This window comes from Streptomyces sp. NPDC043867, assembly GCF_056435845.1.
This window is the reverse complement of the sequence record NZ_JBWKDS010000002.1, coordinates 13,466-38,436: the sequence shown is the minus strand read 5'-3', so window position 1 is coordinate 38,436 and position 24,971 is coordinate 13,466. Positions and strand designations below refer to the sequence as shown.

Below are 24,971 nucleotides of genomic sequence, written 5' to 3'. Positions count from 1 at the left end.
TCAACTCCCGCCCCGGGCACTGCCCCTCCGCTCGTCGTCGGTCACCGGCCGGCCCGTGAACGCGTCCAGCAGGATCCGGTCGCCCAGGGGTCGGCCGAGGCTGACCGTCAGCTCCCCGGAGTGCAGATCGGCCGTGCAGGGACCCTCCTTCGCGCCCACGACGGACGCGGACAGCACCACGCTGCCCCTCGTCTCCAGCACGTCCACCGCGGGCCCTTCGTCGCAGGACCCGTGAGTGGCTGTCACCGTGACCGACCGCCCGTCCCGGGCCACCCCGACCAGGCCGCCGAGCGCTGTCAGTTCGTCGGTGGGCGTCTCTCCCGCGGGCCCGACCGGGGACTCGGGCACCTTTGCGGAGCCGCCGCCGAGCGCCGCCTGCCTGAGCGGGGTGTCGTAGCCCCGCACGGCGAACAGCCAGGCCGGGACGGTCGCCGGGCCCCGGCTGGTGGCCAGCGTCATCTCGCCCAGCTCTGCCCCGGTCACGGTGAGGTGCGGCCCGTCGTTGCTCCCGCGCGCCACCTCCGCGTACGCCTTCCGGGCGTCCAGCAGCGGCAGGGTGAGCGAACCTCCGCCCTTCCATTCCACCCGTCCCTCCTTCCGCGGTGCGTCGGGGAGGTCACCGTTCAGGACGAGGTTCCCGGTGGCGTACGCGCGCTTGTCGGCGTCGCTGCGGAAGGCGCCTTCAGGCAGTTGGACGAGGCCCCCCACCGGGTGAAAGCCCTTCCGCCACACCTCGGCCGCCTCGGAACCGTCCCAGGCCTCGGCGACCTGCCGGGCGCGGACCGTCGACTCGTGCGCCCGGCCGGAGCCACCCGCCCGCTCACTTCCGCAGCCGGTGGCGGCACCGGCCGTCACGGTGCACAGGGCGAGCACGAACAGCAGATCGACGGTGCGCCGGGTGTTCTCACGCATGGATCCCCCAGGGGTGACGGTGCGAGCGGAGGCTGACCGGTGAAGGGTGACACCCGGAGCCACCTCTGTGACGCACCAGGGCCCGCCCACGTTCGGACCCCGCCTACCGCGGTCGCGTTCGTTGCGGTTCGTGACCGGCGGCACCGGTCACGCAGCCGACGCACCCCTGGCCGGCACTCCTACCGGGGACGCAGGTCGACGATCCGCTTGGTCTTCCCCACCGACCGCTCCAGCGACTCCGGTTCGACGATCTCCACGGCCACCGTCACCCCGATGCCGTCCTTCACGGCCGCCGCGATCGCCCGTGCCGCCGCCTCGCGGGTCCCGGGGGAGGCGCCGGACCGGGCCTCGGCCCGTACCGTGAGTGCGTCGAGGCGGCCCTCCCGGGTCAGGCGCAGCTGGAAGTGCGGTGCGACGCCCGGCGTGCGCAGCACGATCTCCTCGATCTGCGTGGGGAAGAGGTTGACGCCGCGCAGGATGACCATGTCGTCGCAGCGACCGGTGATCTTCTCCATCCGGCGGAACACCCGCGCCGTACCGGGCAGCAGACGCGTCAAGTCCCGTGTCCGGTAACGGATCACGGGCATCGCCTCCTTGGTGAGCGAGGTGAACACCAGCTCGCCCTCCGCGCCGTCCGGCAGCACCTCGCCCGTGACGGGGTCGACGACCTCGGGATAGAAGTGGTCCTCCCAGACGTGCAGGCCGTCCTTGGTCTCCACGCACTCCTGCGCGACCCCGGGACCGATCACCTCCGACAGGCCGTAGATGTCGACCGCGTCGATGGCGAACCGCTCCTCGATCTCGCGCCGCATCTCCTCGGTCCACGGCTCGGCGCCGAAGACGCCCACCCGGAGCGAGGTGCCCCGGGGATCCACTCCCTGCCGTTCGAACTCGTCCAGAAGTGTCAGCATGTACGAGGGGGTCACCATGATGATCCGCGGCTTCAGGTCCTGGATCAGCTGGACCTGACGTGCCGTCATCCCGCCGGATGCGGGGATCACCGTACAGCCGAGCCGCTCGGCGCCGTAGTGCGCGCCGAGGCCACCGGTGAACAGGCCGTACCCGTACGCCACATGCACGATGTCACCGGGACGGGCGCCCGCGGCCCGCAGCGAACGCGCCACCATGTCGGACCACATGGACAGGTCGTTCTCCGTGTACCCGACGACCGTGGGCCGCCCGGTCGTACCGCTCGACGCGTGGAGGCGCCGGACGCGGTCCCGCGGCACGGCGAACATCCCGTACGGGTAGTTCTCGCGCAGGTCCGCCTTCGTGGTGAACGGGAACCCGGCCAGATCGGCGAGGGAGCGGCAGTCGTCGGGACGCAGACCCGCCCGGTCGAAGGACGCACGGTAGAAGGGCACGTTCTCGTACGCGTGCCGCAGCGAGGCCCGCAGCCGCTCCGTCTGCAGGGCCCGCAGCGCCTCCGTGCCGAGCCGCTCACCCATGTCCAGGTGGTTCGTGTCCGTGGGGACTCTGGAGTCCGTGGAATCCGCCATGGGACTTCTCCCTCGACAACCGCATCATTCCGGGCGACCGATCATTCGGTCGAGCTGTTCCGGATCAGTAATTCAGGGGCCTGGGCGGGTCGTCAAGGTGTCTGCGGTGCCCGTCCCCGCGGGAACGGGCGGCCGGGTCAGGGGGCCGGGGCCGCGCCGGCCGCCTCGGGATGCGGGCCGTACGCCGTCATGAACCGGTCGCGGAACTTGTCCATGCCCCACCGCGGTGCGTCCTCGGCGGGCTTCAGCCCCTCCGTCCAGTTCCAGCCGGATATCTTCTCCAGCACCTTCGGGTCGTGCGCGACGACGGTGACGGGCACGTCCTTGCCCGCACCGCTGCCGGTCACCGTCGGGTTGGGCTGGTGATCGCCGAGGAAGACGAGCACCGTGTTCTCGTCGCCGTACCGCTCCACGTACTCGATGAGGCTGTGCAGCGAGTACTCGATGGCCTTGCGGTACTCGGTGCGCACGTCGTCCGGGTTCTTCCAGACCTCCTTCGGGTCCTTGCCCTCCTTCTTGATCTGCTCGAAGAGCGACCCGTCGCCGAGGTCGTCCCAGTCGACCATGCGGGCGACGGGCGCCCAGGGGTTGTGGCTCGAGGCCAGGATGATCTCCGCCATCATCGGCTCGCGGTCCTTCCTGCCGTGCTCCAGCCGCTCGAAGGCCTCCAGGCTGAACTGGTCCGGTACGGGCGTCCAGCTGAAGTACGGGCCTTCGTAGCCGAGGTGCTCGGAGTCGTAGATGTGGTCGAGGCCGAAGAACTTGCCCTCCGGCCAGGCGCGGCGGACACCCGGCACGATGCCGACCGTGCGCCAGGCGCCGGCCTTCTGGAAATAGCTGGTCAGGGTCGCTCGGTCGCTGGAGGTGAGGCTCCGGTAGCGCTGCTGGTTCTTGATCCACAGGCCGGACAGGAACGTGGAGTGGGCCAGCCAGCTGCCCGCGCCGGCGATCGGCGACTTCAGCCAGCCGCTGCGCGACGAGAACCCGGCCGCCTTCAGCGAGCTGCTGCCGTCCTTCAGCACGGCGTCGACCTGCTCGGCCATCGCCGGGTCCTCGATCGCCGACCGCCCGTAACTCTCGATGAACGTGAACAGGACGTCCTTGCCGCGCAGCCCGGTCAGCAGCTGGTCGGGCGGGGTGTCGGCGAAGGCGTCGACGCTCGCCTGCCGGGCGAACACCCGGCCGTCCCTGATGCCGGCGCGGACCTGGTGCGCGCGGTTCTGGAGCAGGTTGGCGTCGAGCTTGGCGGCGACCGGCACCTCCGTGACCTGCACGCCGAGCGTCACGCAGGTGATCCAGGCGGTGCCGAGGACGAGGGTGGTCCGGGCGGCGGCCTGCCGGTGCCCGGCCAGCAGACTGCTCAGCCGTACGACCGCGAGGGCCACCAGGACGAGCAGGGCCACGACGAGGGCGACGACCGCGATCACGGCGAGCAGCGCGCCGGTCCGCCCGACCGACTCCTTCAGGAACTGTGCGGCGTCGTCGAACAGGATCCAGTCGAGAACCAGGTCGAAGGGCCGGTCGAGCACCGAGTAGAAGCCCATGTCGACGAACTTGAGGACGGTCAGCAGGCCGAGGCCCACGCCCGCGATCACGGCGACGATCCGCCTCGCCCGCGGCGGCAGCACCAGCAGCAGCCCGGCGAGGAGGATCCCCTCGGCCGGGATCCGGAGGAAGGCGCCGGCCGTGAGGCGGTCGAGGTGGTTCGGTACGAGGAGGGCGAAGAGCACGAGCGCGACGGACAGGACCGTGGTGGCCACGGTCACGACGCGGGCGGCCCCCGGGTACGTGAGTCGCCAGCCCCACCAGCCTGCACGGACGCGGGCGGCGGCAGCGTGGGGTTCCTGAGCGTCACCGTCCGAGGCCCGGCCGCTCCCTTCGTCGGCAGTGAGTTCCCCGGCGTCGGGGGTGGTGTCGCTCGCGGTGGGGTCCCCGGCGTCGGGGGTGGTGTCGCCCGGGGCGGCCTCCGAGGGCCGGTCGGTCGCCCTGCCCGGGGCGGGTTCCGCGGTGTCAGGGGCGTCGCTGCCGGTGTCGCGGGCGGCGGAGGGGGCGGTCGTGTCGCTCGCGGCGGGGTTCTCGGCGTCCGGGGTGTCGTCGCCCGATGCCGCCTCCGCGCGGTCGGGCGTGGCGGGACCTCCGCCGACCGGGGGGTCCTCGGCGTCGTCGCCCGCGGAGGGATCCCGCTCCTCGAACGCGCCCGCCCCTCCCGGGGATTCCGCCTCCGTCCGTGCACCCTCGGCGCCCTCGGCGGGTTCTTCGGGCGTGCCGGCACCCGCGGCCGTCGGCTCGGGGACGACTGTGCCAGCGTCCCGCCCGGCGGCGGTGTCGTCCGCCGTCCTCGGCCCGGCGGCAGCCGCATCCGTGCCGGGGTCCGGCTGCTGCGGCGAGCGCGTGATGTGCGACACGCGATGGTCCTTCCGTACGAAGCCCGTGCTGACGCGGCGGAACCGCCCCGTGGGCCGGGACCGCCACCCTTCGTACGGGCGCCCTTCACCCGCAGTTCAACCACGCACGGTCAACGGCGCGCAAAGACTACGCGGGGCTCGCCGGTCACCCCCATGCGCGCGATCAAAAAGGTGTCGTGGGGTTCGGTCCGGGGTTCGCAACGGACGGCGAGGTGTTCGAGGTGGTAGAGGGGCAGGGCGACGCCCGCGGCGGCGTTGTCGTGGGTGCTCGTGGTCAGGACGGTGGCGGCGACGACTTGCTGCTCGCTTTGCCGACCCGCTGACTGCGGCTCTTCGTGAAACGCGGGTCGGCCCAGCGGGTCAACCGAGCTGCCTGACCGTCTTGTAGTACGTCCGGGCGAGGCTGTTGCAGGTCGCCTTCTTCGAGGTGCTGTACCCGTGCGAACTGCACACCCGCTTGAGGTCCTCGTAGAACGCGCTGTCCAACCGGGGCTTGTTGGCGCTGAACTGTCCGGCGGCTTTGTAGTTTCGGTAGCCGAAGTCGTGCCGGGCGCAGGAAAGGCTGAACGGGAAGCCCAGCGGATTGTCGGGCGACGATGAACAGTAATCCGTGGACCAGTTGAAGTCGTAGGTCGACCAGGAGCCCTGGTTGTTGCGCGCCGAGATGAAGGTGTTGTAACTGGAGGCGCTGGTCTGGGTCCAGCTGGACAGAACATGTGATTTGTCGGCGGGAGCTGCCGAAGCCGGTGCTGCGGTACCGGCCCAGGCGAGCAGGGTCGCGGTCGAAATGGCCAGGATTGCGGGCATGCGACGTATCACGCGTGCTACCTCCGGGAGTTGGCGGCCCGCCATTCGCCGGCCGCGCATCGGCAGGAGTGCATCACGTACGGCGGCGCGAGCCTATGCGCAACCAGGAAAACCTGTCGGTCCGACAATTTCCCGTTTGTGCAGAAGGCTTTCGGTCGCGGATCTCCTTCTCTGTAGCTCTTGCTTGTCGCGACCGGTGTGATGAATGCTTGCCTCGCCTGTCGGGTGTACGGCACGTGTCGTGGTGGAAGGGGGGGCGTACCCCCCCCCGGTTCTTCCTCGGCAGGAAGAGTGTGCACTCGGTCGCCGTGGTCGTCGGCAGCATTGACGCTCTTCCTGCTCCTGCGATTCCGGCATGCGCAACCATGCCCTCGGTCCGTCACCAGGTATCCCCTTCACACCAAGGAAAGGCACTTCCATGTCGAAACGAGTTCGTGCGTCACTCATCGCGTTGTCGTTGGCGGCGGCGGGTGTGGCCACGCCCCTGCTGGTGCAGGGGTCCTCCGCCGAAGCCGCGGTCCGTAAGCATGTGTCGGCCGACTACACCCTGTTGCGGCGGGCTCCGCACTCGTACGTCTTGGGTACGGCGTACCGCAATTGGACGGTCGACGTGCAGGGCGAGCAGAGCGGCGGGTACCGGTGGGGCCGGGTGTACGGGGACCTCAACGCGTGCCTGTGGACCTACTCGGGAGCAGTCGCCGGCAGTGCGTCCGCCGCCGACGGTTGTGGCGCCGCGGCCACGTTGCCGACCTCCGTGTTCACCAACGGCCAGATCGGGGGCTCGGCCGATGACGGAGCCACCGTGGCCACGGTGGCCCGGGCCGGGTGTAACACCTGGGACGGATCGCACATCAGGGGTTACGGCAACGTGCGGCCCTGGAAGGTTCCCGCGGTGGCCAGTGCGCCGCTGAACGGCCGGACAGCCGTCGGCCAGACCGTCCTGTGGCGTTACGTCTCGCGCGACGGCAAGTGGGTGATGATCCGCGACCCGCGGGCCGACAGTACCGATGGCGTCGGCCAGCAGGGGTGGTACTTCATCCCCCGCAACTGCCTTCCCGCCACCCTTCCCGGACAGACCGCCAGGCGGCTAACATCGCCGTCGAAATGACGCCGCACCACGGTTCTTAGTACCTGCATGCCCGGGGCCTTCCGGGATCGGCGTGGACCGCCACGTCTGCGCCGAGGCCGGAAGGTCCCTGCGCCTCTCCCGCCAGTTCGGCGATTCCATCCCATCGACGGCGAGTTGGCGTCCTTGCGCTGGAATGACCGGCCAAAAGCTCGTACTGCGCCATCCCGGTGCGATTCAGGACTTCCTTTGGTGGCTGATGGAGGTGTGTCACATCAATGACTCCGAGCTCGTCAGGCAGCTGAAGGCCCGACGCGACATCACTGTCTCCAAGATTCTCGCCATGACGACGAGCGAAATTGCCAAGGTGGCGGAGCTGCATGCGAAACGACCCAAAGAGATTCCGGGTGACCTGCATTTCGTGACGGTCCGTATGCTCGACATGTTCGACAACGGCCAGGCTCCTTTCCTCGACTCCGATCTCGAAGTATTCCGAAACATGGGATCACACCGTTGCCTGTTTGACTCGTTCTCCGCTTCCGACCTTCGAGACGGATTCGAGGTGGGGCATCTGGCCGGCCTGCGAGACATTCTTTCGGAGGCGAACTCCGACAACTACGCAGAATTCGCCAAGCTGATCACGTACGGGGCTCAGGAGAACGCCCGGATGATCGCGGCCGCCTTGGCGGGCTACCACGACACGGCGCGCGTCGAACGGGGAGAGACCCTCCAGGCTCGCCGGCAGTTGCTTGCCGAGTTGCTACGCGCGTCGACCGAGTCCGCGTCGATGGCCGCGGCCGCGGGCATCCTTCTCCCTGAGGGCTATCTCATCCTCGTCTGCAGGTTCTTGCAGGAGGAAGGCGCCCTCGAGCGTGCGCTGGACGAGTGCCGGAGTCTGCTCCGGTCGTCGCCGGGGATCCTCTGGTCCACCCAGGCGCGGCGAGACGAAATGATGGTGCTGCTACCGGTGAACGGTGACGAGGGCGTGGCAGAAGCCCTGTCCGCGGAGCTCGTGGGCGCAGCATCTCGAAAGGTCAGATCCGTACGTGCCGCCCACGCCCTGGCAGCCACTGTGGGATCGGTCCCCGACACGGTCCGAGAGCTGCAGCAGACCATGTCCGTGGTGGTGGCGATGCCCGATGCCCAGGCGCGTCCCTACAAGGCGACCGAACTGGTGATAGAGCTTGCGATCTCCCGGCAACCGGCACTGCAGAACCGGCTCGTCGACCTTCTGGGGCCGCTCGAACAGGGGACCGATCTGCGCCTCACCCTCGACGAACTGTTCTTCCATGAGCTTGACAGGGAGAAAGCCGCCAAAGCGCTGAACATCCACCGAAGGACACTGACTTACCGTCTTCAGAGAATCCGGGAGTTCAGCGGCCTCGATCCCAGCAGCCCACACGGCATCCAACTCCTCCGCGCGGCGATGACGGCAGCCAATCTTTCCTCTTCCAGGGTGGACGACTCCCACGCTCATCTCCCTCCCGAGGGCTAGCGATGCGCAGTTTCCGCCGCCACGGCCAAGGCCAACGCCTTCCGTACGGGCCCACTGGCCATTTGCCGGATCTCCACCTCCCACCGGACAGGATCATCAAGCAGCAAGATGACTTGAGCAACGGGCGCTAGCGGTCCGCCCGCACTGCGACGCCGCGTGCCCACCGGTAGTCGGCCTTGCCGCTCGGCGACCGCTGGATGGCCTCCGCGATCACCAGCTGCCGCGGCACCTTGTACCCCGCGAGCCGGGAGCGGCAGTGCGTCTGGATGTCCTCGAGGGACGGCCGCTCCGCACCCCGGCGCAACTGGACCACGGCGGCCACGTGATTGCCCCACGTCGCGTCGGGCACCCCGGCGACCAGCGCGTCGTAGACGTCCGGGTGGGACTTGAGGGCCTGCTCGACCTCCTCCGGATAAACCTTCTCGCCGCCGGTGTTGATGCACTGGGAGCCCCGGCCGAGGACGGTGACGACGCCCTCCTCGTCGACGGTCGCCATGTCGCCGAGGAGCACCCACCGCTCGCCGCCCTTGTGGAAGAACGTCTCGGCGGTCTTCTCCGGGTCGTTGTAGTAGCCGAGCGGCACGTGGCCGCGCTGCGCGACGCGTCCGGGCTCACCGACGGCGACCGGCTCGCGCGTGGCCGGATCCACCACCTGCGTACGCGAGTTGACGCGCACCCGGAAGCCCTTCTCCGGGCCCGAGTCGGGTGTCGCCGTGCCGTTGAACCCGGACTCCGACGACCCGAAGTTGTTCAGCAGCAGCACGGTCGGGACGAGCGCCTGGAACTGCTCGCGGACCGTCTCCGACATGATCGCCCCGGACGAGGACACGCTGAACAGGGAGGAGCAGTCGGTGCCCTTCATGGGCCCGCCGAGCGCGTCGATCAGCGGACGCAGCATCGCGTCGCCGACCAGCGACACGCTGGTGACCCGTTCCTTCTCGATGGTGCGCAGGACCTCCTCGGGCACGAACTTGCGGTGGATCACGACGCGTTGGCCGAAGTTGAACCCGATGAACGCGGTGAGGGTGGACGTGCCGTGCATCAGCGGGGGAGTGGGGAAGAACGTGATGCCCTCGCCGCCCGCCGCGACCCGCTCGGCGAGTTCCTCCGGTGCCGAGACCGGCTCTCCCGTCGGGGCGCCGCCGCCGAGACCGGAGAAGAACAGGTCCTCCTGCCGCCACATAACCCCCTTGGGCATGCCGGTCGTGCCGCCCGTGTAGATGATGAACTGGTCGTCCGCCGAGCGCGGCGGGAATCCCCGCTCCGGGGAGCCGGCGGCCTCGGCATCCGTGAAGTCCACCCCTGGGGAGGGGGCGGCGCCGGGTGCCGTCCCGCCCACCCGGACGAGGTGCCGCAGCGCCGGCGTGCGGGGCAGTGCCGCGGCCACCCGGTCGGTGAACTCCGCGTCGTAGACCAGGGCCACGAGATCCGCGTCCCGGTAGAGATACGCCAACTCATCCTGGACGTAACGGTAGTTGACATTGACCGGCACGATCCGTGCCTTGAGGCAGGCCAGCACGGTCTGGACGTACTCGACCCCGTTGTACAGGTGGAGTCCCAGGTGTTCCCCGGGGCGGACGCCGCTGTCCATCAGGTGGTGGGCGACGCGGTTCGCTGCGGCGTCCAGCTCCGCGTAGGTCAGACGCCGCTCGGCGCCGGTACCGGGGTGGTCGATGTACACGAGGGCCTCGCGACCCGGGACCACGTCGACGACCGACTCGAACAGGTCGGCAAGGTTGTACTCCACCGCTCCTCCTGACCCCGGGCACGACCGGTATCCGTCGGCTCGACGGTCATCAGAGCAAAGGGGGACCCAACTGGGAAGGGCCGGAGCGGAAGAAATCTGACTGACTGTCAGAAAACTCTTGTACTGGCCCGGCGCCTCCTGCAACCTGTTCTCGTTCCTGAGACGGGAGGACGGCAATGGGCGGGACGGAACACCTCACCGTGCAGCGCGAGGGCGCCACACTGGTGCTCACGCTCAACAGACCCGAGGCCAAGAACGCGCTCTCGCTGCCGATGCTGGTCGGCCTGTACGACGGCTGGCTGGAGGCCGACGAGGACGACGCGGTCCGCTCGATCGTCCTCACCGGGGCCGGCGGCGCGTTCTGCGCCGGAATGGACCTCAAGGCACTGGCGGGCAAGGGGATGGACGGGCAGCAGTACCGGGACCGGCTGACGGCGGACCCGGACCTCCACTGGAAGGCGATGCTGCGCCACCACCGCCCCCGCAAACCGGTGATCGCCGCCGTCGAGGGGCACTGCGTCGCGGGCGGCACGGAGATCCTCCAGGGAACCGACATCCGGGTGGCCGGCGAGTCGGCCACGTTCGGGCTGTTCGAGGTCAGGCGCGGCCTGTTCCCGATCGGCGGGTCCACCGTCCGTCTGCCGCGCCAGATCCCGCGCACCCACGCCCTGGAGATGCTGCTCACGGGACGCCCGTACACGGCCCCGGAGGCCGCCGGCATCGGCCTGATCGGCCATGTCGTCCCCGACGGGACCGCGCTCGCGCGGGCCCTGGAGATCGCCGAGCGGATCAACGCCTGCGGGCCGCTGGCCGTCGAGGCCGTGAAGGCGTCCGTGTACGAGTGCGGCGACCTGAGCGAGACCGATGGTCTCGCGGCCGAACTCGTCCGCGGCCAACCGGTCTTCGGCACCGCCGACGCCAAGGAGGGCTCCCGGGCCTTCGCCGAGAAGCGCCCGCCCGTCTACCGGCGCGCCTGACCTCCGGCAGGAGAACGCGGCGCGCCCGACCCCCGGAAGGAGCCCTGCGGATGCCCGAAGTCCTCAAAGCCCCCCTGGTCCTCGAATTCCCCTTCACCCGCTCGCTCGGTCCCGTCCAGAGCGCGTTCCTCACCGGCCTGCGCGAGCGTGTCGTGCTCGGTGTGCGGACCGCGGACGGCAGGATCCTCGTGCCACCCGTCGAGTACGACCCCGTGACGGCCGAGGAGATACGCGACCTCGTGGAGGTCGCCCCCACCGGCACCGTCACCACCTGGGCCTGGAACCACGCGCCACGCCGCGGCCAGCCCCTGGACACCCCGTTCGCCTGGGCGCTGGTCCGGCTCGACGGCGCGGACACCGCCCTCCTGCACGCGCTCGACGCACCGGGCCCCGACGCCGTGCACACCGGCATGCGCGTCCGCGTCCGCTGGGCCGGGGAACGGTCCGGCGCCATCACGGACATCGCCTGTTTCGAACCGCACGACGGGACGGACGCCGCCGACGGTCCCGGCGAGCCGTCCGAACTCCGCGCCCACGAAGGCCGCTTCGACGACATGGTGACCGGCATCGTCGCCCCGGCCCGCCTGGACTACGTCTACTCGCCCGGCCGTGCCCAGTCCGCCTACATCAACGCCCTTTCCGGGCGGCGGACGGTCGGCGAGCGCTGCCCCTCCTGCCGCAAGGTGTACGTCCCGCCCAGGGGCGCGTGCCCCACCTGCGGGGTCGCGACGTCGGAACAGGTCGAGACGGGCCCCCGAGGCACGCTCACCACGTACTGCATCGTCAACATCAAGGCGAAGAACCTCGACATCGAAGTCCCTTACGTCTACGGGCACATCGCCCTCGACGGCGCCGACCTCGCGCTGCACGGGCGCATCGGCGGCATCCCCTACGACCAGGTGCGCATGGGGCTGCGGGTCCAACCGGTGTGGACGGAGGGCGGCCGCTACCCCGACCACTACCGGCCCACCGGCGAGCCCGACGCGGACTACGAGGCGTACAAGGAGCTGCTGTGATGCGGGAGATCGCCGTGGTCGCCTTCGGGCAGACCGTCCACCGGCGCACCAGCGAGGAGCTCTCCGAGGTCGAGATGCTCATCCCGGTCCTCCACGACGTCCTCGACCGCACCGGACTGAGGACCGGCGACATCGACTTCACCTGTTCCGGCTCCTCGGACTACCTCGCGGGCCGCGCCTTCTCCTTCACCATGGCGCTCGACGGGGTGGGCGCCTGGCCGCCGATCTCCGAGTCGCACGTGGAGATGGACGGCGCATGGGCGCTGTACGAGGCATGGACCAAGCTGCTGACCGGCGACGCCGACACCGCGCTCGTGTACGGGTTCGGGAAGTCGTCACCCGGCTCCGTACGCGACGTCCTGACCCGGCAGCTCGACCCGTACTACGTGGCGCCCCTGTGGCCGGACTCGGTCGCCCTCGCCGCGCTCCAGGCGCGGGCGCTCATCGACGCGGGGGAGACCGACGAAGCCGCGCTCGCCGGTGTCGCGTCCCGCAGCCGCGCGTCGGCGACCGCCAACTCCCATGCCCAGCTCAGGGGTTCGGTGCCGCACGGCGACTACGTCGTACGGCCGCTGCGGACCGGTGACTGCCCGCCCGTCGGTGACGGAGCCGCGGCCGTGATCCTCGCCGCCGGGGAGCGGGCCCGCGAGCTCTGCGAGCGGCCCGCCTGGATCCGCGGCATCGACCACCGAATCGAGGCCCACGCACTCGGGGTGCGCGACCTGACCGACTCGCCGTCGGCGCGGCTCGCCGCCGAGCGGGCCGGAGCCTTCGAACGGCCCGTCGACACAGCTGAGTTGCACGCGCCGTTCACCACCCAGGAGGTGGTCCTGCGCAAGGCGCTGCGGCTCGGCGAGGACGTCACGGTGAACCCGTCCGGGGGCGCACTCGCCGCCAATCCCGTCATGGCGGCCGGGCTCATCCGCATCGGCGAGGCCGCCGTCCGCGTCCACCGCGGGGAGTCCGACCGGGCGCTCGCCCACGCCACGTCCGGGCCCTGCCTCCAGCAGAACCTGGTCGCCGTCCTCGAAGGGGATCCCCGATGAGCAAGGAGCCCGTGGCCGTCGTAGGCATCGGCCAGACCAAGCACGTGGCCGCCCGGCGGGACGTGTCCCAGGCCGGCCTGGTCCGGGAGGCCGCGCGGCGGGCGCTCGACGACGCCGAGCTGACCTGGGCCGACATCGACGCCGTCGTGATCGGCAAGGCCCCCGACTTCTTCGAGGGCGTGATGATGCCCGAGCTGTACCTCGCCGACGCGCTCGGCGCCGTCGGCAAGCCGATGCTGCGGGTGCACACGGCAGGCTCCGTGGGCGGATCGACAGCACTCGTCGCCACGAACCTCGTCGCCGGCCGGGTCCACGGCACCGTCCTGACCCTGGCCTACGAGAAACAGTCCGAATCGAACGCCATGTGGGGCCTGTCGCTGCCGATCCCCTTCCAGCAGCCACTGCTGGCCGGGGCGGGCGGATTCTTCGCCCCGCACATCCGCGCGTACATGCGGCGCACCGGCGCCCCCGACACTGTCGGCTCGCTCGTCGCCTACAAGGACCGCCGCAACGCGTTGAAGAACCCCTACGCGCACCTGCACGAGCACGACATCACCCTGGAGAAGGTCCAGGCCTCGCCCATGCTGTGGGACCCGATCCGCTACTCGGAGACCTGCCCGTCCTCCGACGGGGCGTGCGCGATGATCCTCACCGACCGTGCCGGCGCGGCCCGTTCGCCCCGGCCGCCGGCCTGGCTGCACGGCGGTGCGATGCGCAGCGAACCGACTCTCTTCGCCGGCAAGGACTTCGTGTCCCCGCAGGCAGGCAAGGACTGCGCGGCCGACGTCTACCGGCAGGCGGGCATCGCGGACCCGCGCCGGGAGATCGACGCCGTCGAGATGTACGTCCCCTTCTCCTGGTACGAACCGATGTGGCTGGAGAACCTCGGGTTCGCCGCCGAGGGGGAGGGCTGGAAGCTCACCGAGTCCGGCGTGACGGAACTGGACGGCGACCTGCCCGTCAACATGTCGGGCGGGGTGCTCTCCACCAATCCGATCGGCGCCTCCGGCATGATCCGCTTCGCGGAGGCGGCACTCCAGGTGCGCGGGCAGGCAGGGGAGCACCAGGTGGAGGGGGCCCGCCGGGTGCTGGGGCACGCCTACGGAGGCGGATCCCAGTTCTTCTCGATGTGGCTGGTCGGGTCCGCGCCGCCTCTCTCCTGACGCCGTCCCTCCGACGTGGCCTGTCCGCCGCCGGAACCGCTCGCTAGGCTGGCGGCGGACGACGAACCGGGAGGAGCACGGACGTGGCCGAAAGCACCATCGAGCAGCACCCGCTCGCGAGCTGGGACAAGCCGGAGCTGGATCTCAGCGAGGCGGAGTGGCAGTCCAGCAGCCGAGGACGGGGAGACGTCCAGATCGCTTTTGTCGAAGGCTTCATCGCGATGCGCAACAGCGGCCGCCCGCAGAGCCCTTCACTGATCTTCACGCCCGCGGAATGGGGCGCCTTCGTCTCCGGAGCCCGTGAAGGGGAGTTCGACCTCACCTGAGCACGGGCCGCCCGCGGAGCCGGCCAGCCGCCCCCTCCCGCCGCCCGGGAGGGGGCCCCGGCCCGCGGAGGCACTCCTGAGCACACGCCGATACGGCCGCGGGTCACGCGACGCGGCGGCTGCACGCGGTGACAGGCGGGCGGCACAGGACGCCGCCGATCCGGGGAGCGCCAGGGACGCCCGGTGCCGGCGCCCGCAGGGCCCGGCACCCGCCCGGGCACGTACCATGGCGGCATGTCCTTCCTCCGCCGCCGCAGCGCCACACCCGCCGGGCCCGACTTCGATGTTCTGGCCATGGACCCGGGCGACTGGCCGGGCAATCTCGGCGCGGGCCTGCTTCCCGCCCCCGACGGCAGCTGCCAGGGCGTCTTCCTGCGCTACGACCTGTTCGGCGGGCGCGGCCCCGCGATGATCATCGGCAATCTGCCGGAGGGCTCCCCGGCCCGTGACATCGCCGAGGACGAGGTCCCCTTCGAGGTCGCCCAGCTGCTCCTCGCGCTGGAGAACGAGGAGGAGGTCACGGTCGTCGGGACCGAGGACATGCCGGTGATGCAGGGGGACAACCTGCTGATCGTGCGCCGCCTCAAGCTCTCCGAGAGCCGCATCTCCTGCGTCCAGTTCGACCGCAGCGACAAGGTCCTGGTGACCATCGCCGCCTGGGACCGGCCCATCACCGACGACCTGTACGCGCTGCTGAAGCCCCTCCCCGCGGAACTCTTCCAGCAGGGCTGAGCCCCCGCAGGGCAGTCTCCCACCATCGGCACCCGCGAGTGGGGCCGGCACCGCGCCGACGCGGTCCCGGCCCCACTCGCGCACGGTGCCACTACGACGCCGAGCCCACCACCTCCACGTCCGCCGCCCGGACGAACGCCACCCGGTGGCCGAACTGGATCTCGTAGTACATGTCCTTGCCGATGACGACCCGGTGCGGGGCCGTGTCGAAGGTCGGCGCGTAGAAGTACTCCCCGGCCACCCTGCCGCCGACCGCGTAGCGCTGGCCCGCGAGGAGCCTGTACGGCAGCGGGGAGACGGCCTGGACGGGCACGCCCGCCGGATAGGCCTCCTTCTCCGGGTACGCGCGCCCGTAGACGGGAACCTCCGTGAGCCCGGCCCTGGGCGTGGCCACCCGGCCCGAGGCGGGAACCGCCGTGGGCTGCTTCCTCGGGTTCTTGAACCAGGCCTTCTGCCCCAGGTACCAGATCGCCGTCCAGTCACCGTCACGGCCGGCCACCGCGTACCGCTGGCCGGTGGAGACCCGTGAGCCGATGTCGTTCACGTCGGTCGTCGAGTCGCCTCCACCGGGACGCAGACCGATGTCCTTGATCAGCGGCGAGGTCTCGTCCGGCAGGCTGTGGAGGCGTACCTCGCTGGAGCCGTGGGCCGCGCAGGGCTCGCCCTTCGTGACGCAGCCCGTGTACACCGGCTGGTGCCTGTCGTACTTCGGCAGCACGGTCACCAGCCCGGCATCGGCCTTGGCCGTGCGGTGGAAGGGCCGGCCCATCAGCGCGAAGTAGTGCTGCCAGTCCCAGTAGGGGCCGGGGTCCGTGTGCATGCCGGGGACGGTCGACGCCGTGGGACCGGGCACGTTGTCGTGCCCGAGGATGTGCTGGCGGTCCAGCGGGATGTCGTACTTCCTGGCGAGATACGTCACCAGCCGCGCCGACGCGCGGTACATCGCCTCCGTGTACCAGGCGTCCGGCGAGGCGAGGAACCCCTCGTGCTCCAGGCCGATCGACTTGGCGTTCACGAACCAGTTGCCCGCGTGCCAGGCGACGTCCTCGGCCTTCACGTGCTGGGCGATGTGACCGTCGGTCGAGCGCAGCGTGTAGTTCCAGGACACGTAGGTGGGGTCCTGGACCATGGTGAGGACGCCGTCCCAGGCGCCTTCCGTGTCGTGGACGACGATGTACTCGATGCGCTGGGACGCCGGCCGGTCCCCCAGATCGTGATTGCCGTAGTCGCCGTCGCCGAACTCCTCGTACGGCGCGGGGATCCACTCGCAGGACACCGTCGACGGGCATTCCGTGCCGTCCGCGGAGACGGTGCGCAGGCCGGCGGCCCGCAACTGTGCAGTGTCGGGCCGCAGCGCCGGGTCGGCGGCCAGCGTCACGCTCTCCCCGGTGTCGGTGGTGCGCCGCGCGCCCTCGTGGATGACGTCGTACACGTCGTCGGCGTAGGCCGCGGCCGTCGCGGTGTCGTCCGCGGCCGAGAAGCGGGCCACCGCGCCGTACCAGTCGGCCGGGTCCGCGCTCAGCGGCTCACCCAGCTGCCGCTGGGCGGCGGCGAGCAGCGCGGCGCCGCCCGCCACGTTGGCGGCCGCGTCGGAACGGAGCCGCTCGGCCGGGAGGCCGGTCAGCTCGGACGCCTTGGCCAGTGTCTTGAGGCGGGCGGGCAGTTCGGTGCTCGCGGGCACCCTCGTGTCGGGCAGCAGGGGCGCACGCGAACTGTCGCCGCGGGCGTCCTCCGTGCCTTCGGAGTGGTGCCGCCGCGCGGTCTCGGCGAGCGCGGTGCGGGCATCCGTGAGGTGCATCGGGCCGTAGCCGCCCGAGACGCTCGGTGCTCCGTCGTGCGTGTCCCAGCGGGACTGGAGGTAGGAGACGCCGAGCAGCACGCTCTGCGGCACCCGGTACTCGGCCGCCGCGGCGGCGAAGGCGCTCCGCAGGCTCCCGGAGGACGCAGGTGTTGCCGGGGTGCCGGACGGGGCGGCGCCGAGCAGGGGCAGCAGCAGGGCGGCCGAGGCGACCGCGACCGCCGTCCTGCGCGCGCGTCCTGATACGCCAGGGGCGTTGGGGTCGGTGGCGGTTCCTCGCAAAGCGGCCTCCTGGGACGGTCGGGCGCGGTGGGTGGGGCGGGCCCGACGTGCGTCAGTGGTACCCGCTCCCCGACGATCCGTCAATCATGCCCAGGAGGACGGCATTTCCCATGTCAGCGGCGGTCGAGGGGGTTTCGTGGCGGCGGTGGGGCGGCCTGCGGGGCGTCAGTGGAATGGACCACTGGCCCGCGCACACGGCCCCGGACATGACGAAGGCCCGCGGTGCGCCGATGTCCCGGGCGCACCGCGGACCGCCATCCCCGTCAGCGAGTGCCGACCGCCGCTCGAACGGCCTTGCGGGCCATCTGGCAGTCGTCGTGCAGCCGCCTCAGCAGCAGCCGCTGTTCCTCGCCGGACGGCGCAGCACCCGAATGGGCCGGTCCCGGTGCCGCCGGGGTCGTGTCGTGCATCGAACGCTGCACGGCCGTCTCGTAGGTGCGGATCTCGCGGGTCAGCACCAGCATCAGGTTGACCAGGAAGGCATCGCGCGCCGCGGGCCCCGCCGACTGGGCGAACTGGCTGATCTGCCGCCGGGCCATGGGAGCGTCACCGAGGACCGCCCACAGCGTCGCCAGGTCGTACCCCGGCAGATACCAGCCCGCGTGCTCCCAGTCCACCAGCACCGGACCGGCCGGCGAGAGCAGGATGTTCGACAGGAGGGCGTCGCCGTGGCAGAACTGGCCCATGCCGTGGCGTCCCGTGGAGTGCGCGATGCCGTGCAGGAGCTTCTGCAGGTCCCCCATGTCCCGGTCGGTGAGCAGACCCAGCTCATGGAAGCGGGAGATCCGCTCCGCGTAGTCCAGCGGGGCATGGAAGGTGCCCGCCGGCGGCCGCCACGCGTTCAGCCGGCAGATCGCACTCAGCGCCGCCCGGATGTCCGCGCGGGGCGGGGTCTCGACCGGGTGCCGCTGGAGCGCGGCGACCCGTCCGGGCATCCGCTCGACGACCAGCGTGCAGTTGTCCGGGTCCGCCGCGATCAGCCGGGGCACCCGGACCGGCGGCCGGTGCCGGACGAACGAGCGGTAAGCAGCTATTTCGTGCTGGAACCGCTCCGTCCAGATCGGGGAGTGGTCCAGTAAGCACTTGGCGACGGCGGTGCTGCGACCGGTCGTACCGACCAGGAGCACGGAACGCCCGCTGCGGCGCAGCACCTGCACCGGCGCGAACTCCGGACAGATCCGGTGCACCGACGCGATCGCCGTGCGCAGCTGCGCGCCCTGGGGACCGGACAGGTCGAGTCGTCCGCTGAGCGGTTGGGGGCCGAGCCCCGGTGCGCGCCGCGTCCGGCCGGCGCCGAGCACGGGAGCCGCCGCCTGGCGCGCCGGGTCGAGGTAGGGGCCGCTGCCCGCCGGGCGGGAGTGAAGCGACCGGGGCGGAGCGGACACGGAGGACGATGCTGTGTACATGGGCGAAACAGATCCCTTCGTGTGCCTGCGAATTGCCGCGCTGCCCGCCCGGCGGCCCTGGTGCACCCTGGGGAGTGCCCCAGCGGCAACCGGGTCGGGGTGGCGCGTTCCTACCTGACACCCGGGGGTCACTGGCACACCATCTGGCGCACCCTGGCGAACCCTGGCGAATAGTCGCTCAGCAACTGACAGGCGGTTACTGTCGATTTCAGCCGAGAACCTGGGGGCTTGACGTGAACGGACAACCCAACACCCGCCTGTCGGACCTGTTCGGCCTGGCCGGCTGGTCCAAGGGCGAACTCGCGAGGCTGGTCAACCGGCAGGCGGCGGCCATGGGCCACCCCCAACTGGCGACCGACACCTCACGGGTGCGGCGTTGGATCGACATGGGAGAGATCCCGCGCGATCCGGTACCGCGGGTGCTGGCGGCGCTGTTCACCGAGCGACTCGGCCGTGTCGTGACCATCGAGGACCTTGGCCTGGTCCGGCACGGGCGCGCAGGGAAACGGCAGGGCGACGGGAGCGTGGAAGGTCCCGACGGAGTGCCGTGGGCGCCCGACCGAACGGCCGCGGTCCTCACCGAATTCACGGGAATGGACCTCATGCTCAACCGACGCGGCTTGGTGGGCGCGGGTGCCGCGCTCGCCGCGGGATCCGCACTCAGCAGTGCCATGCATGACTGGCTGCACACCGATCCGGCCCTCTCCGCCGACGCACCGGAACTCGACCACCCCCTGCACGCCGACCCCGCCGGGTACGACCGCTACGAGGCCGCCCCCATCGGGTCCCAGGAGATCGAGGAACTGGAGCGCTCGGTCGAGGTGTTCCGGGCCTGGGACGCGGCCCGCGGCGGCGGGCTGCAGCGCAAGGCCGTGGTGGGCCAGCTCAACGAAGTGGGAGGCATGCTCTCCTACCGGCACCCCGACCATCTGCAGCGGCGCCTGTGGGGCGTCGCCGCCAACCTCGCCGTCCTCGCGGGCTGGATGTCGCACGACGTCGGCCTGGAGCCCACGGCGCAGAAGTACTTCATCATCGCCGCCCACGCGGCCCGCGAGGGCGGCGACCGGCCCCGGGCCGGCGAGGCGCTCTCCCGGGCGGCCCGCCAGATGGTGCACCTGGGCCGCCCCGACGACGCACTCGACCTCATGAAGCTCGCCAAGTCCGGGTCGGGCGACGAGGTGCTGCCGCGCACCCAGGCCATGCTCTACACCATCGAGGCCTGGGCGCAGGCCTCGATGGGCAAGGGCCAGGCCATGCGGCGCACCCTCGGCGAGGCGGAGGACCTCTTCGTCTCCGACCGCGGTGACGTGCCGCCCCCGAGCTGGATGCAGATGTTCGACGAGGCGGACATGCACGGGATGCAGGCCCTCGCCTACCGCACCCTCGCGGAGCACGAGCCCGCCGCCGCCACCACCGCGCAGCGGCACGCGAAGGAGGCGCTCGAACTGCGCGGGACGGGCCGCGAGCGCTCGAAGATCTTCGACCACATCTCCCTGGCGTCCGCCTGCTTCATCGCGGACGACCCGGAGCAGGCCGACCGCTACGCACGGCTGGCTCTGACGTCGATGGGGGCCAACTCCTCCCAGCGCACCTGGGACCGGCTGCGCGAGATGTACCGGCTCACCGGGCAGTACTCCAGCTACCCGAAGATCCACGACCTGCGTGAGGAGATCAAACTGTCCATGCCCAAGGGCACCTTGAAGCCGCGGGGAGGCAACAGCTCCCGGGCGTGACCCGCCGGGGTCAGGACACCACTCTGGCGACGAGCACGCAGGCGTCGTCCTCGCGTTCGGCCTCGCCGCACTCCTCGACGATCGCCCGGAGGCAGTCCTGGGCCGTACGGGCTCCGCACAGGCGCGGGGCCAGGTCGAGCAGTCTTCGCACGGCGGCCGTTCCGCTGTGTCCCGGTACCAGTCCGTCGGTGTGCAGGAGCAGCAGGTCGCCCTCTTCGAGGGTCTCCTCGGCCTGCCCGTAGACGGCGCCCGGGGTCGCACCGAGCAGCACGCCGTCGGGTGCCGTGAGGACGCACCCCGTTCCGTTGCGGAACAGCAGCGGGGCGGGGTGTCCTGCCTGCGCCCACGTCAGGGTGCGGGTCTCGGGCCGGTAGCGGCAGCAGACCGCGCTGCCGAGTGCGGGCTGGACGGTGACGTCCAGTAACTGGCTGAGCCAGGACAGGAGTTGCCCGGGCCGGGTACCGGCCATCGCCATGCCGCGCAGGGCGCCGAGCAGGGTTGCCGTGCCCGAGGCCGCGGCTACTCCGTGTCCCGTGAGGTCGCCGACGCTCAACAGGCTCTCGCCGCCGGGCAGTTCGAGGGCGTCGTACCAGTCGCCGCCGATCAGGGTTCTCGTGGACGGCAGATGCCGTGCGGCGAGGTCGAGCGTCTCGGGTCCCTGGTTCGGCAGCCGCAGGCAGCCGCGCCACGGCGGCAGCACCGCCTCCTGCAGTTCGGCCGCGAGTCGGCGCTCGGTCTGGGCGAAGTGCCGCTGGCGCTGCAGCGAGTCACGGGTGTCGCTCACCGTGCGCTGGCTTCTGCGCAGCTCGCTGACGTCCCGCAGCACGGCCCACATCGAGGCGGTGCTCCCGTCGGTGTGGAGCACGGGCTCGCCCATCATGTGCACGGTCCGCACAGCGCCGTCGGTGCGCCGGATGCGGAACTCCCCGTCGATGGGTTTCGCGTCGATGAGGCAGTCGGTCACCATCGACGTCAGCATCGACCGGTCCTCGTCGTGCACGAGGGCCGGGAGTTCGTCGAGAGTGAGCGGGGGAGCCTCGGGGTCGCGGCCGAGGATCTGGTAGAGCTCTCCGGACCAGCTCGCCTCGTCCGTCAGCAGATTCCATTCGGCGCTGCCCACCCGGCTGAGCAGGGAACCGCGCCGCGGCGCGGTGGGCGGGGCCGGGGTGGCCTGCGGCTCGGCGGGGACGGGTGGCGGCCCGTCGCGCAGCTGCGCCAAGTGCTCGTCGAGATCGTTCAGTTGGTGCATCGCCAGGTCGCACAGGGCACGCTGCCAGCGGACCTGGGGATCGGTGCCGTCGACGGGTGCGTCACGCCGGACGGCGTCCATCTCCCCGCGCAGCCGCCGCGTCTGCGAGATGAGCGCGTCGACCGTGCCGCTCGGAGGCGGCTGGGCGGCGGGGCTGTCCGCAGAGAGATGGGGGGGCATGACGCACTCCGATGGGGGGACGGTACGACCACGGGCGACGGCAGGACCATCACGACTGTCGCACAGCGCGCGACGCCCTGTAAGGGATTTGGCAACACGCGGTGCGGTCGTGCAGCAGGCATATGCCGCCGTCCTCCCGGCCGCTGCCCCTGCACCTGATGACGTACCACTCTCTGGACCCAAGTCGTAGGCAGCTTACGCGACTTGACGGTCGCGTGAGGTGCGTGAACACCTCGCTCCATCGCCTGTTCGAGAGTCATCTGTGCGAGAGCGTCCGGGCGGGCCACGCCCCCCGGGTCGGCGTTCCAGGACCGCCACGGCGCAGGCCCTCCACGGTGCCCCGTCAGCCGTAGAGACCGGGACGCGGGGCCAGATCGACGGCCACCCGGGTGCCGCACTCCTGCGCGCGGACGCCCGCCTCGGCGACGGCCGCCGCCGCGTAGCCGTCCCAGGCGCTGGGGCCGGCCACCCGGCCCTTCCGGACGGCGTCCACCCAGGCCTGGACCTCACGGTCGTAGGCGCCGGCGAACCGCACGAGATAGTCCTGCGCCACATCCTCGTACGCACCGCCCGCGCCGGTCACGACCATCGTGTGGTCGTCGCCGATCCGCGCGCTGCCGGCCTCGCAGACCGCTTCGCACCGCACCTGGTAGCCGAAGCCGCAGTTGACGAAGATCTCCACGTCCACCAGCGCCCCACACGAGGTCTCGAACAGGACGAACTGCGGGTCGGCGAGCCCGCCGGGAGCGTGCGAGGACGACCGCGGCCGCAGCACGGTCACGGCCGTGAGCTCCTGCCCCAGCAGCCAGCGCGCCGCGTCGATCTCGTGCGAGACGGAGCTGTCGATCAGCATCGCGGTGGTGAAACCGGGCGGCGACGCGACGTTGCGGTGGGTGCAGTGCAGCATCAGCGGCCGCCCCAGCCGCCCGCTGTCCAGCAGGGACTTGAGGCGCCGGTACTCGGCGTCGTAGCGGCGCATGAAACCGACCTGCGCGAGCCGCCGGCCGAGCCGCGCCTCGGCCTCCACCACCCGCAGCGCCCCGGCCGGCTCCGGCGTCAGCGGCTTCTCGCACAGCACCGGCAGTCCGCGTTCGAAGGCCGCGAGCAGCGCCTCCTCGTGCGCGGGGCCGGGCGACGCGATCAGTACCGCCTCGACGCCGGGCGCGTCGAGCGCGGCGGTGACGTCCGCGTGCACGAAGACGCCGTCGATGCCCGCCACCGCGTCCTTGGCCCGCCCGGTCTCCGGGTCCGCCACCGCGGCGACCCGGGCGCCGCTCACCACACGGTCGAGCCGCCGTATGTGGTCGGCTCCCATGTGGCCCGCACCCAGGACCGCCACACCCAGTAGTCCACTCATGTGCTCCGCACCCCTCACACCGACGACCCGATCCTTCGGTCGGATTGTCGGCCGTACGTCAGTAGCGCAGCACCCCGGCGATCCGTTCGCTGTCGGCGAGCGCGCCGTCGGTGAGGAAGCGCACCTCGGCGCCGGTCTCCAGACACTGCTCGACGATCTCGTCGACGATATCGTCGCGGGCGTCGAGATCGCCGCTGTCGGCCGGGACGAGATGGTCGCCGTCGTCACGCACCGTGGCGCGGTAGTTCTCCTCGACGGCCAGCATCCGCACCCGGCCCTCGGTCGCGCTGCGCCACAGTTCGTCGAGGCCGGCGGCGAAGTCCTTCCGTCCGCGGGCGTTCTCGAGTTCCGCGGCCACGCCGTCGGCGACCTTCCGGTCGTGGGCGGCGACGAGGGGGCGGACCGCCTGCCACACGGCGTCGGGGGAGGCGTGGGCGAGGCCGCCGTGGGCGAGATGTTCGGCGTTCCTGGTGACGGTGCCGATCTCGTCGACGAGGGACAGCGCGGCGGTCTCCCCGGTGACGTACAGCGTGCGCGGATGCTCGCGCAGGAGCGCGCTCACGGCGGTGTCCGCGTCGCGCAGGAAGTGCCGGGCCTGCTCGTCGCGGAAGGTGCTTGGCAGGTCGCCGACCCGTTCCTGCCGTTCCGGATCGGGGTCGTCCAGGCTGCGGGTCATCGGGAAGCCGCCGGCGTTACTCTCGACGACGCGTTCGGGGCCGCCGTTCCAGAGCGTGATCCGGTCGGCGGAGACCGACAGCACCCAGAACGGCCGCTCGGAGGCCTGAGCGGCCACGAGATTGCGGGTCAGGAAGGTGTCCGAGACCACCACCCGCTCCGGCACCGCCCGGGCCAGCGTCCAGACCTGGTGCTCGCCGGGGGCCGCGAAGATCGCCAGGCCGTCCTCCGCGTGCGCGAGGTCGACCTCGGCGAGGGCCTGGTCGAGCTGTTCGACGACGTCCGTACGACGTTCTCGGGTGACGGCGGGATCGGCCTCCAGCCGCTTCTTCGCCTCGGCGACCACATTGCGCAGCCTGACGGCGTCCTGGGCGTTGTCGGGTTTGCGGCGGTGGGTCGGCGTCAGCACGGACACGGCCGGGTAGGGCCGGGGCCGGCGCAGCTCGGCGAGGGTCGCGGGACTGAGAGCATGCTCCATACCTGCACGATAGGACCGATTCACCGGTCGGGCATTTGGGGCGGAACGGGCCGGGCGCCGGTGCTCCGGTCCCCGCGCGGCGGGTTGCGGGCGGCCTCCCTCTGGGGCGGACGGTGGGGGCGTCCCGGTGGGGGCGCCCGGGGGAGCGGGCCGCCCGGTCCGCGGCGGTGGCGCTCTGCGAGTGCGGGGAGGAGGCGGCAGCCGGGGTCGGGGTTGATGCGGTTGGCGTCGCAGCCGAACCCGCCGCACCCCCCGTACCCGGCGTACCCGCCGTATCCGCCGTATCCGCCGAACCCGTCGAGGTCGGCCAGCTCCGGCCTGCTCCTGCCGGCGGTGGTCGACGGCCCGGACGTGCAGACCCGGCAGCGCGCGCACCAGGTCGCCGGCGACCGGCAGGAAGACGCCGCGGCCCCGTGGCCGCGGGGCGGGATGAGGACGAGGGCGGGGCGGGCGTCGGCCGGACCGGTCGGCAGCCGCATGCCGCCTGCGCCGGGCAGCGGTGCGCAACTCCGGTGAGGCTGGTCGGCGGGCGCCGCGAGGGGTGCGCTGCCCGCCCGCGGGGCTCGGCCGGTGCCGGTAGTGACGTGCTTTCAACTCACGTCCGCTCGGGCGTACTTGTCCG

19 protein-coding genes are annotated in these 24,971 nt (G+C 71.4%); 9 read left to right on the top strand and 10 right to left on the bottom strand.

Going from position 1 to position 24,971, the window contains the following annotated elements; all coding sequences use genetic code 11:
• The 4 genes from AC069T_RS02125 to AC069T_RS02110 all read right to left on the bottom strand — a co-directional run bounded on the left by AC069T_RS02125 (position 1) and on the right by AC069T_RS02110 (position 5,623).
• Positions 1-912: a hypothetical protein gene (locus AC069T_RS02125; RefSeq protein WP_478780871.1), complete on the bottom strand. Its 912-nt coding sequence runs from the start codon at positions 910-912 to the stop codon at positions 1-3.
• 179 nt (positions 913-1,091) lie between these two features.
• Complete coding sequence (gene paaK / locus AC069T_RS02120; protein WP_478780870.1) at positions 1,092-2,411, bottom strand: phenylacetate--CoA ligase PaaK; 1,320 nt, start codon at positions 2,409-2,411, stop codon at positions 1,092-1,094.
• 137 nt (positions 2,412-2,548) lie between these two features.
• Complete coding sequence (locus tag AC069T_RS02115; RefSeq protein ID WP_478780869.1) at positions 2,549-4,816, bottom strand: alkaline phosphatase family protein; 2,268 nt, start codon at positions 4,814-4,816, stop codon at positions 2,549-2,551.
• A gap of 360 nt (positions 4,817-5,176) precedes the next feature.
• Positions 5,177-5,623, bottom strand: a complete 447-nt coding sequence (locus AC069T_RS02110; protein ID WP_478780868.1) for a phospholipase — start codon at positions 5,621-5,623, stop codon at positions 5,177-5,179.
• 418 nt (positions 5,624-6,041) lie between these two features.
• Here AC069T_RS02110 and AC069T_RS02105 point away from each other — a divergent pair, with 418 nt between their 5' ends.
• Positions 6,042-6,731 (top strand): hypothetical protein, encoded by a 690-nt coding sequence (locus tag AC069T_RS02105; protein ID WP_478780867.1) that lies wholly within the window; start codon positions 6,042-6,044, stop codon positions 6,729-6,731.
• A 52-nt stretch (positions 6,732-6,783) separates the two neighbouring features.
• Complete coding sequence (locus AC069T_RS02100; protein WP_478780866.1) at positions 6,784-8,184, top strand: PucR family transcriptional regulator; 1,401 nt, start codon at positions 6,784-6,786, stop codon at positions 8,182-8,184.
• A 127-nt stretch (positions 8,185-8,311) separates the two neighbouring features.
• Here AC069T_RS02100 and AC069T_RS02095 read toward each other — a convergent pair whose 3' ends face one another.
• Positions 8,312-9,931: an acyl-CoA synthetase gene (locus AC069T_RS02095; RefSeq protein ID WP_478780865.1), complete on the bottom strand. Its 1,620-nt coding sequence runs from the start codon at positions 9,929-9,931 to the stop codon at positions 8,312-8,314.
• A 176-nt stretch (positions 9,932-10,107) separates the two neighbouring features.
• Here AC069T_RS02095 and AC069T_RS02090 point away from each other — a divergent pair, with 176 nt between their 5' ends.
• The 6 genes from AC069T_RS02090 to AC069T_RS02065 all read left to right on the top strand — a co-directional run bounded on the left by AC069T_RS02090 (position 10,108) and on the right by AC069T_RS02065 (position 15,191).
• A complete protein-coding gene (locus AC069T_RS02090) occupies positions 10,108-10,908 on the top strand; it encodes a crotonase/enoyl-CoA hydratase family protein (protein ID WP_478780864.1) in 801 nt (266 codons plus the stop codon).
• Between the two features lie 50 nt (positions 10,909-10,958).
• A complete protein-coding gene (locus AC069T_RS02085; RefSeq protein WP_478780863.1) occupies positions 10,959-11,924 on the top strand; it encodes a Zn-ribbon domain-containing OB-fold protein in 966 nt (321 codons plus the stop codon).
• Positions 11,924-12,970, top strand: a complete 1,047-nt coding sequence (locus AC069T_RS02080) for a thiolase domain-containing protein (protein WP_478780862.1) — start codon at positions 11,924-11,926, stop codon at positions 12,968-12,970. Before AC069T_RS02085 ends, AC069T_RS02080 begins: the two co-directional genes overlap by 1 nt.
• On the top strand, positions 12,967-14,133 hold the full coding sequence (locus AC069T_RS02075; protein ID WP_478780861.1) for a thiolase domain-containing protein: 1,167 nt from the start codon (positions 12,967-12,969) through the stop codon (positions 14,131-14,133). The genes AC069T_RS02080 and AC069T_RS02075 overlap by 4 nt, the downstream gene beginning before the upstream one ends.
• Positions 14,134-14,216: 83 nt before the next feature.
• Positions 14,217-14,459 (top strand): DUF397 domain-containing protein, encoded by a 243-nt coding sequence (locus tag AC069T_RS02070; RefSeq protein WP_478780860.1) that lies wholly within the window; start codon positions 14,217-14,219, stop codon positions 14,457-14,459.
• A 234-nt stretch (positions 14,460-14,693) separates the two neighbouring features.
• Positions 14,694-15,191: a hypothetical protein gene (locus AC069T_RS02065; RefSeq protein WP_358855085.1), complete on the top strand. Its 498-nt coding sequence runs from the start codon at positions 14,694-14,696 to the stop codon at positions 15,189-15,191.
• Between the two features lie 91 nt (positions 15,192-15,282).
• Here the strand turns inward: AC069T_RS02065 and AC069T_RS02060 are convergent, their stop codons facing one another.
• Together AC069T_RS02060 and AC069T_RS02055 are read right to left on the bottom strand one after the other, a co-directional pair.
• The gene (locus AC069T_RS02060) at positions 15,283-17,271 is read right to left on the bottom strand and encodes an N-acetylmuramoyl-L-alanine amidase (RefSeq protein ID WP_478780859.1); all 1,989 of its coding nucleotides are present in this window, start codon (positions 17,269-17,271) and stop codon (positions 15,283-15,285) included.
• Between the two features lie 263 nt (positions 17,272-17,534).
• Positions 17,535-18,677, bottom strand: coding sequence for an aminoglycoside phosphotransferase family protein (locus AC069T_RS02055; RefSeq protein ID WP_478780858.1), 1,143 nt, complete (start codon positions 18,675-18,677; stop codon positions 17,535-17,537).
• Between the two features lie 233 nt (positions 18,678-18,910).
• Here AC069T_RS02055 and AC069T_RS02050 point away from each other — a divergent pair, with 233 nt between their 5' ends.
• On the top strand, positions 18,911-20,410 hold the full coding sequence (locus AC069T_RS02050; protein ID WP_478780857.1) for a DNA-binding protein NsdB: 1,500 nt from the start codon (positions 18,911-18,913) through the stop codon (positions 20,408-20,410).
• A gap of 10 nt (positions 20,411-20,420) precedes the next feature.
• Here AC069T_RS02050 and AC069T_RS02045 read toward each other — a convergent pair whose 3' ends face one another.
• The 3 genes from AC069T_RS02045 to AC069T_RS02035 all read right to left on the bottom strand — a co-directional run bounded on the left by AC069T_RS02045 (position 20,421) and on the right by AC069T_RS02035 (position 24,349).
• The gene (locus tag AC069T_RS02045) at positions 20,421-21,839 is read right to left on the bottom strand and encodes a PP2C family protein-serine/threonine phosphatase (RefSeq protein WP_478780856.1); all 1,419 of its coding nucleotides are present in this window, start codon (positions 21,837-21,839) and stop codon (positions 20,421-20,423) included.
• Between the two features lie 343 nt (positions 21,840-22,182).
• The gene (locus AC069T_RS02040) at positions 22,183-23,196 is read right to left on the bottom strand and encodes a Gfo/Idh/MocA family protein (protein WP_478780855.1); all 1,014 of its coding nucleotides are present in this window, start codon (positions 23,194-23,196) and stop codon (positions 22,183-22,185) included.
• A 58-nt stretch (positions 23,197-23,254) separates the two neighbouring features.
• Complete coding sequence (locus tag AC069T_RS02035) at positions 23,255-24,349, bottom strand: baeRF3 domain-containing protein (RefSeq protein ID WP_478780854.1); 1,095 nt, start codon at positions 24,347-24,349, stop codon at positions 23,255-23,257.
• Between the last annotated feature and the right edge of the window lie 622 nt (positions 24,350-24,971).